The sequence below is a fragment of the Rickettsia endosymbiont of Culicoides newsteadi genome (assembly GCF_002259525.1).
Classification (GTDB): domain Bacteria; phylum Pseudomonadota; class Alphaproteobacteria; order Rickettsiales; family Rickettsiaceae; genus Tisiphia.
Genome location: NZ_MWZE01000058.1, coordinates 1 through 7,063 on the forward strand (window position 1 = coordinate 1; position 7,063 = coordinate 7,063).

Consider the following 7,063-nt stretch of genomic DNA (forward strand, 5'->3'; position numbering starts at 1 on the left):
TGCCAGAGAAGGGCTAGAGCAAATAGCAAAAAAACGATATGAGGCTAAAATAAAAGAATACTCTCATGTTCAGAAAACCATCAAAATCGCTATGGCTTTTTGCGGTAAGGAAGTGGCTCTAGAATATCAAATAGATAAGGTATCTTAGGCATATAGTCAATTGATGAGAAGTTGTGGACGTTGTCACTTGTCGCTCGCCTATTACTTATAGGCGTCGCTCCATCGTTCCTAGCCCCAAATTCCCCTGAATTGACTATATAGGCTTATACGTCATTGCGAGGAGACCGTAGGTCGACGAAGCAATCCAGTATGTCGTACCTGTTCTGCTTAGTACTACAGTTGTAGTTTAGATGTGAGCATTCACGATTTTTTTGTGATGAATAAAAAAACCTGATCACCAAGAGTCATTGCGAGGAGACCGTAAGGTCAACGAAGCAATCCATTTCTAATCACTTTCCTGGATTGCTTCGTCGGTCTGGCAACCTCCTCGCAATGACATCTTATACTTTAACCTTTTTTCCGTGAACACTCACATTCAATCTACAACTGTAGTATTAGTGTCATACCTGCGTAGGTAGGGGGCTAGATTCCCGTCGTTGCTAAGAATGACAATAATGGACGGGAATAACAATTTATTGCTTAGTCTCTACCAAAGTGGCTCCTCGCTAATGACGGCATAATGTACTACTAATAAATGAAGGGTTGCAAAGATAGTAGAGATATTATAGAGTATATGATATTATGAGCAAGAATGTATTGACAGAAGAACAAAGAGAAAAATTGAAGGAACGTCATAAAACAGAACGAGACGGAAGGATACGTGATCGTATTAAGGCAGTTTTGATGTATGACGATGGGTATAGTAATGTAGAGATTGCTAAGGTACTACTCCTGAGCCACGAAGCGATAAGAAAACATATTGTTGATTATCAAAAAAGCCAATAAGCTTGATACCAACAACGGAGGTAGCACAAGCAAATTAAATGATGTTGAGCAGGCAGAATTAGTGAATCACCTAGAAGCAAATAATTATGTTTATGCTAAAGATATCATGCATCACATTGAGAACAAATATGGTGTGACATATACGATAACGGGAGTAACAAAATTACTATACAAACTGGGGTTTGTTTACAAGAAGCCGAAAGTAGTACCAGCTAAGCTGGATTTTGACAAGCAAGAATTATTTAAGTTAAACTACAGTTTACTAAAAGGGAATCTCAGAGATAAGGAAGCCATATATTTTATGGACGGTGTTCATCCTCAGTATCAAGCAAAGGCAAGGTGCGGTTGGATAAGAAAGAACCAAGATAAGACCTTACCAACATTCAGTGGCTGGAGAAGAAAGCACATGATTGGTGCTATTAACCTAGTTAATTTACAGTTAGTAAGCACAGAGAACCCCAAAATAAATGGGGAGCAGATAGTTAATTTCCTACAGAGATTGGAAGAGGAGAATAGTGACAAGGAAAGAATATATTTAATCTGTGATAATGCTAGTTACCAATTTCGAACAATTTTCGGAAGCAATAAACAAATTTTTTAGCAACATCGCCGATTATAAAGATAGGTTACGTACCTTAATAAATGATAATTTCCAAACTATTACCGTTAACCATTTCTGCAACTCTTCAGGTTAATTGAGTATATCTGCCATATTGTGCCTGTTAATTAGTAATTATATCGAATTAACTATAACCTGAATTCGATATAACAAGTTACTCTAAATTCAGTTATATCTACTATAATATAACAGATTTTTTTGTTTCACTAATAGCTGTTTTCATTATTTTTGCGATATTGCTTATTTTCTTTCATTTCCTAAGGAGGTTGCTGCAATAACTAATTAATTAGTTATCGGAGACAGCCTCCTAAAGCTAAGCAATCCATAAATTGTCATTCCCGCTTCGGTGCGGAATCTAGCCCCCTGCTTACGCAGGGGTGACATCTGGATTTTTGTTATGGATTGCTTCATTGTTCTAAAGTAGCTCCCCGCAATGATGCCAATTTAATTCCCTACTAAACTACTAGCAAATGCAGCCGGATCAAACGACTTTAAATCGTCTACCTTCTCTCCTATCCCTAAAAAACATACTGGTAAGGCGAATTTTTGCACCACACCAACCACTACACCAGCTTTTGCCGTACCATCTAATTTAGTAACTATCAGACTTGTTATATTAGCAATAGCGGTAAATTGCTCGACTTGGTTATAGATATTTTGTCCAGTAGTTGCATCAATTACTAATATACTATGGTGGGGAGCTTTATCATCAATTTTCTTAATAACCCTAACAATTTTGGCAAGTTCTTCCATCAAATTCTTCTTGTTATGTAACCTACCAGCTGTATCAATAAATAATATATCCACATCATTTTTTATGGAAGACTGCATAGCAAGATAAGCAACACTAGCAGGTTCAGCTGATTCTTCGCCGGTGATAAACATTGAACCACTTTTATCAGCCCAGCTAGATAATTGATTGACAGCGGCGGCTCTAAATGTATCACAAGCGGCAATTGCTACTTTCTTACCTTGTTTACGATAAATACTAGCCAGCTTACCTATGGTGGTAGTTTTTCCTGAACCATTAACGCCACAGACTAATATGACATTAAGCTTTTTATCGTGTAATTCAAAATTTTTACTAGCCTTGATCAATAATTGCTCGATAATGTTGGCAAGCTGCTCTTTGATTACCAAGCTACTTACTTCTTTATCAAATTTGATAGCTCTTAGTTTATTGACCAATTCTATTGCCACAGAAGCAGTTATATCAGCCGATATTAACAACTCCTCTAATTCACTTAAAGTTTGCTCATCTAGTTTTTTTTTATAAAATATTTGGTCAATGCCCGAAGATATTTTATTGGAACTATTGACTAATACCTGTTTTAATTTAGTAAATATAGAGGTCATTTTATTGCCGCTCTTTTAAGTCTGTCATTAATTGCAACACCGATACCAATTTGTGGGATAGAGGCAACGGCAATTGCTAATCCATTTAATTCTGCATAATTATCCAATATTCTAAGACTGGCAAATAAGTTGCTAGCAGCGATAATTAAGTCTCCAGTTAAACTTAAATTAAGCGAGAAATTGCCATCCAGCTTACTATTAGCAAAATTAAGACCTACCTCATTAGCTTCCAAACTCTCTGCATTCAGTCTCATTTTCACTTTTGGTGAGTAATGTTTATTGATCATCCCTGGGGCTTTAATTTGTATCAAGGAAAGAGCTTTGTCTATTTTCTTACCAAGAACCTTCTCTAACGCTTCCAACGTAATAAAACCGTCTCGCAAAATAGTTAAGTTATTAGTAGTACTATCTACTATGGTTGATTCTATACCATATTGACACTTATAATCACTCGAATTATCTTCTAAAATAAAAACATCTTTCTCACCTGAAAAATGCTCTTTTACATGATCTAGAGTAGTAGCACTAATGTAACCTGATGGGTTAGCACTAGGTGCCGCTATCGGTGTGTCAGATTTTCTTATTAGCTCCAAAGCAATATTATGCGATGGTATACGGAGTGCAACCGTTGTTAGTCCGGCTAATACTGATTTAGCGATATTGGCTTCACTTTTTAATGGCACAACAATCGATAAAGGCCCAGGCCAAAATACTTCACTTAATTTAAGAGCATCTGCATTAAATTCCCCGATAGTTTTAGCTTGGCTCATGGTTGCCACGTGAACAATCAGAGGGTTTATGCTTGGACGCTTTTTTACCTTAAAAATTTTCTGACAAGCTTGCTCATTACTAGCATCTGCTCCAAGTCCGTATACTGTTTCTGTGGGAAAGGCTACTATATTACCAGATTTAATAAATTTGGCAGCCTGATCTAATAGACTTGCTACATAACTCAATTTAGTGGGTAATTTTGTCGTCAACATTTATCTCCTTTCCCTAATTGCCTAACTTAAAGGTCATTACGAGCGAACGTACGTGAGCGTGGCAATCCATGAAGCTTATCATATGGATTGCTTCGTCGCCACCAAAGTGGCTTCTCGCAATGACGATTGAACCAAAAAACGACTCCTCACAATGGCGTTTAAGACACCAATCTAATTCATTTGTACTAATCATAAAACACTAAATTTTGCTAATTTATTAAATAATTGTGTAACCATTTTTAATAACAATAAACGATTATTAGCAATTTTACGATCTTCATCTTTAACCATCAAATTATCAAAAAAATCATTGATAGGTTTCAACATTTCCAGTAGTCCTCTAAATGCTTTAGTAAAATCCTTTTCGGCAATGGATATGTCTATTTGCTTAGAAACGTTTTCCAACGATAAAAATAATTGTTGCTCATATGGTGAAATAAAAGCCTCTTGATTAACATCTCCTGCTATATTATTACCTTCTAGTATATTATTTGCTCTTTTGTAAATAGTTAATAAATTCTTACCCTCAGATCCAGCTAGAAACTTTTGTAAAGCACTAAGCTTTATTTCGCTAATCATTAAATCTCCTTCAATATCAAAATCAAGCACGGCATTAATTAACGATAGATCATAATGATTTTTGAAATAATACTTGGCTCGCTCTTCTAAAAACTCTAAAATTATCTGACTACTTTTATTATATGTTATGTTCTCTTCAGAGTATAGCTGAATTACATACGCCACTAATTGCTTAATATTAATAGTTAGTTTATTAGCTAAAATTGTCCTAATAATACCTAATGCTTGTCGTCTAAGTGAGTAAGGATCTCTTGAGCCACTTGGTTCTTCTCCTATTAATATCAAACCTACTAAACTATCCAATTTATCGGCAATAGCCAATATTGCAGTATCCCCCATTGGTAAACTATCCGATGGACCTTGTGGTTTATAATGGTCTCTTATTGCCAAGGCAATCTGATCATTTAACCCTTCAGATTTGGCGTAATAATATCCCATAATACCTTGCAATTCGGGGAATTCTCCTACCATTTCAGTTGTTAGGTCGCTTTTACAAATTCTAGCTGCTATTTGCAAATCCTGACTTCCTGACATTATATAATTACAAATATTAGCGATTCTCTCCGTTTTTTGTCTTATATTACCAATCTTTGCGTGGAAAGTTATCTGCTCAAGTTTTAATAATCTAGATTCTAAGCTGTTAGACAAATCCTGCTGATAAAAGTATAAAGCATCAGATAATCTAGCAGCCAATACCTTTTCGTTACCACTTACTATAATATTTTGATCATGTCGCATATTACTAACAAAAAGAAAATAAGGAGCGAAATTACCAGCCTGGTCAAAAGTACTAAAATATTTCTGATGGGTACGCATTGAGCTAATCAGTACTTCACTAGGTAACATTAAAAATATCTCAGGTATTTTACCGACCATAACTACTGGCAATTCTACTAGCCCTGTTACTTCTTCTAATAATCTCTCATCATCTTTTATTACTAAATTAAGTGGTTTGGTTATTTCTGATAGCTGATTTTTTATTATCTCCTTGCGTTCTTGTTGATCAATAATGACATTACTTTCCCGTAGCTTGTTCTGGTATTCAGAAAAACTGCCTATAACAATCGGTTCGGAACTAAGAAACCTATGCCCAAAAGTAATATTATTTGCCGTCAAATGCCCATATTTAATTGCTAGTATTTCACCATCAAATATACATAAAATATTCCTAAGCGGTCTAATCCAACTTATATCATAATTCCCCCAATACATAGATTTTGACCAAATATACTTACTAATTGCTTTAGGAATTATCTCTTGCAATAATATTCGTATATCGGTTTCTGCGGTACTCTTTACTATTATATAATATAATTGCCCTTGCACTAATAGCGTAGACAATTTATTTTGCTCAATATTATTTGCTCGACAAAATCCTTCTATAGCTTGTTGTGCTGCCGAAACTTTTGGTCCTCTTATGATAATTTCTTTTGCTGGTATAAATTTCGGTAAATTTGTAATATATATAGCAATACGCCTAGGTCCAATAAATACCTGAACATCAGCAACAATCTCACTTTCCTGTAAGATTGTTGTAAATATAGTTTTATAAACTTCGGCTGCATTTTTTTGCATCAAAGCTGGTATCTCTTCGCTAAAAAGCTCTAATAATAACTCACTCATATCAACTCTTCTTTATCTTCTAGTTCTAACCATTTATGACAGCATATTTTTGCCAAATTACGTATCCTGAGTATGTAAGAGGCTCTCTCTGTTACGCTAATTACTCCCCGAGCATTTAACAGGTTAAAAAGATGGCTAGCTTGAATACAATAATCATAGGCTGGTAACGGTAAATCTGCGGCAATTAATTCATTACATTGTTTTTCACTATCAATAAAATGCTGAGATAATATTGCTGTGTCAGCTAATTCTAGATTAAACTTAGAAAATTGCTTTTCAGCAGCAAAATCTACTTCACCATAGGTTAAAGCTTTTTCTCCAACCTGACCATTCCAGTCAATATTTTTAACTTCATTGATACCTTGTATATAAAGTGCCAGACGCTCTAAACCATAAGTAATCTCACCAGCCACTGGGCGACAATCAATACCACCAATTTGTTGCATATAAGTAAATTGCGATACTTCCATACCATCACACCATACTTCCCAACCAAGTCCGGCAGCTCCAAGACTAGGAGACTCCCAATCATCTTCAACAAACCTAATATCATGTTTTTGCAAATCTATACCAAGACATTCAAGGCTTTTTAAATATAGTTGTTGTATATCGTCAGGAGATGGTTTTAGTATAACCTGAAATTGATAATAATGCTGCATTCTATTAGGATGCATGGCATATCTACTATCATGAGGACGCCGAGAAGGCTGAACAAAAGCTACAAACCAAGGTTTTTTACCAAGAGTTCGTAATACAGTGGCAGGGTGAAAAGTGCCAGCTCCAACGTGAGCATCATATGGTTGTAAAATTGCACAGCCATAATCCTGCCAATAATTTTGCAAGGTCATGATAATTTGTTGAAATGATAATTTTTGCATATTACGTCAATTCGGGATAAGGTTATAATTTAGAGGAAAGTCGAAATTGCAATTTATGGAAGGTTTATTTTTCTTAAGAG

General features: G+C 35.3%; 6 protein-coding genes. 2 read left to right on the forward strand and 4 right to left on the reverse strand.

Annotation, left to right across the window (positions count from 1 at the left end; all coding sequences use genetic code 11):
* Positions 1-741: 741 nt before the first annotated feature.
* Complete coding sequence (locus tag RiCNE_RS04745) at positions 742-945, forward strand: helix-turn-helix domain-containing protein (RefSeq protein ID WP_094649457.1); 204 nt, start codon at positions 742-744, stop codon at positions 943-945.
* The gene (locus RiCNE_RS04750; RefSeq protein WP_157905683.1) at positions 920-1,546 is read left to right on the forward strand and encodes an IS630 family transposase; all 627 of its coding nucleotides are present in this window, start codon (positions 920-922) and stop codon (positions 1,544-1,546) included. The genes RiCNE_RS04745 and RiCNE_RS04750 overlap by 26 nt, the downstream gene beginning before the upstream one ends.
* Before the next feature lie 462 nt (positions 1,547-2,008).
* On the opposite strand, the gene ftsY is transcribed toward RiCNE_RS04750, so the two are convergent.
* From ftsY to RiCNE_RS04770, 4 genes are all read right to left on the reverse strand, one after another.
* Positions 2,009-2,920 carry a signal recognition particle-docking protein FtsY gene (gene ftsY, locus RiCNE_RS04755; protein WP_094649459.1) on the reverse strand — a complete coding sequence of 304 codons (912 nt, stop codon included), beginning with the start codon at positions 2,918-2,920 and terminating at the stop codon, positions 2,009-2,011.
* Positions 2,917-3,876 (reverse strand): L-threonylcarbamoyladenylate synthase, encoded by a 960-nt coding sequence (locus RiCNE_RS04760; protein WP_239832701.1) that lies wholly within the window; start codon positions 3,874-3,876, stop codon positions 2,917-2,919. Before RiCNE_RS04760 ends, ftsY begins: the two co-directional genes overlap by 4 nt.
* A 216-nt stretch (positions 3,877-4,092) precedes the next feature.
* Positions 4,093-6,105, reverse strand: coding sequence for a glycine--tRNA ligase subunit beta (gene glyS / locus RiCNE_RS04765; RefSeq protein WP_094649461.1), 2,013 nt, complete (start codon positions 6,103-6,105; stop codon positions 4,093-4,095).
* Positions 6,102-6,983: a glycine--tRNA ligase subunit alpha gene (locus RiCNE_RS04770; RefSeq protein ID WP_094649462.1), complete on the reverse strand. Its 882-nt coding sequence runs from the start codon at positions 6,981-6,983 to the stop codon at positions 6,102-6,104. Before RiCNE_RS04770 ends, glyS begins: the two co-directional genes overlap by 4 nt.
* Between the last annotated feature and the right edge of the window lie 80 nt (positions 6,984-7,063).

Excerpts from the sequence above, each read along its gene's own strand:
- RiCNE_RS04745 (WP_094649457.1), top strand. The coding sequence starts at position 742 with ATGAGCAAGAATGTATTGACAGAAGAACAAAGAGAAAAATTGAAGGAA.
- RiCNE_RS04770 (WP_094649462.1), bottom strand. The coding sequence starts at position 6,983 with ATGCAAAAATTATCATTTCAACAAATTATCATGACCTTGCAAAATTAT.
- ftsY (WP_094649459.1), bottom strand. The coding sequence starts at position 2,920 with ATGACCTCTATATTTACTAAATTAAAACAGGTATTAGTCAATAGTTCC.
- glyS (WP_094649461.1), bottom strand. The coding sequence starts at position 6,105 with ATGAGTGAGTTATTATTAGAGCTTTTTAGCGAAGAGATACCAGCTTTG.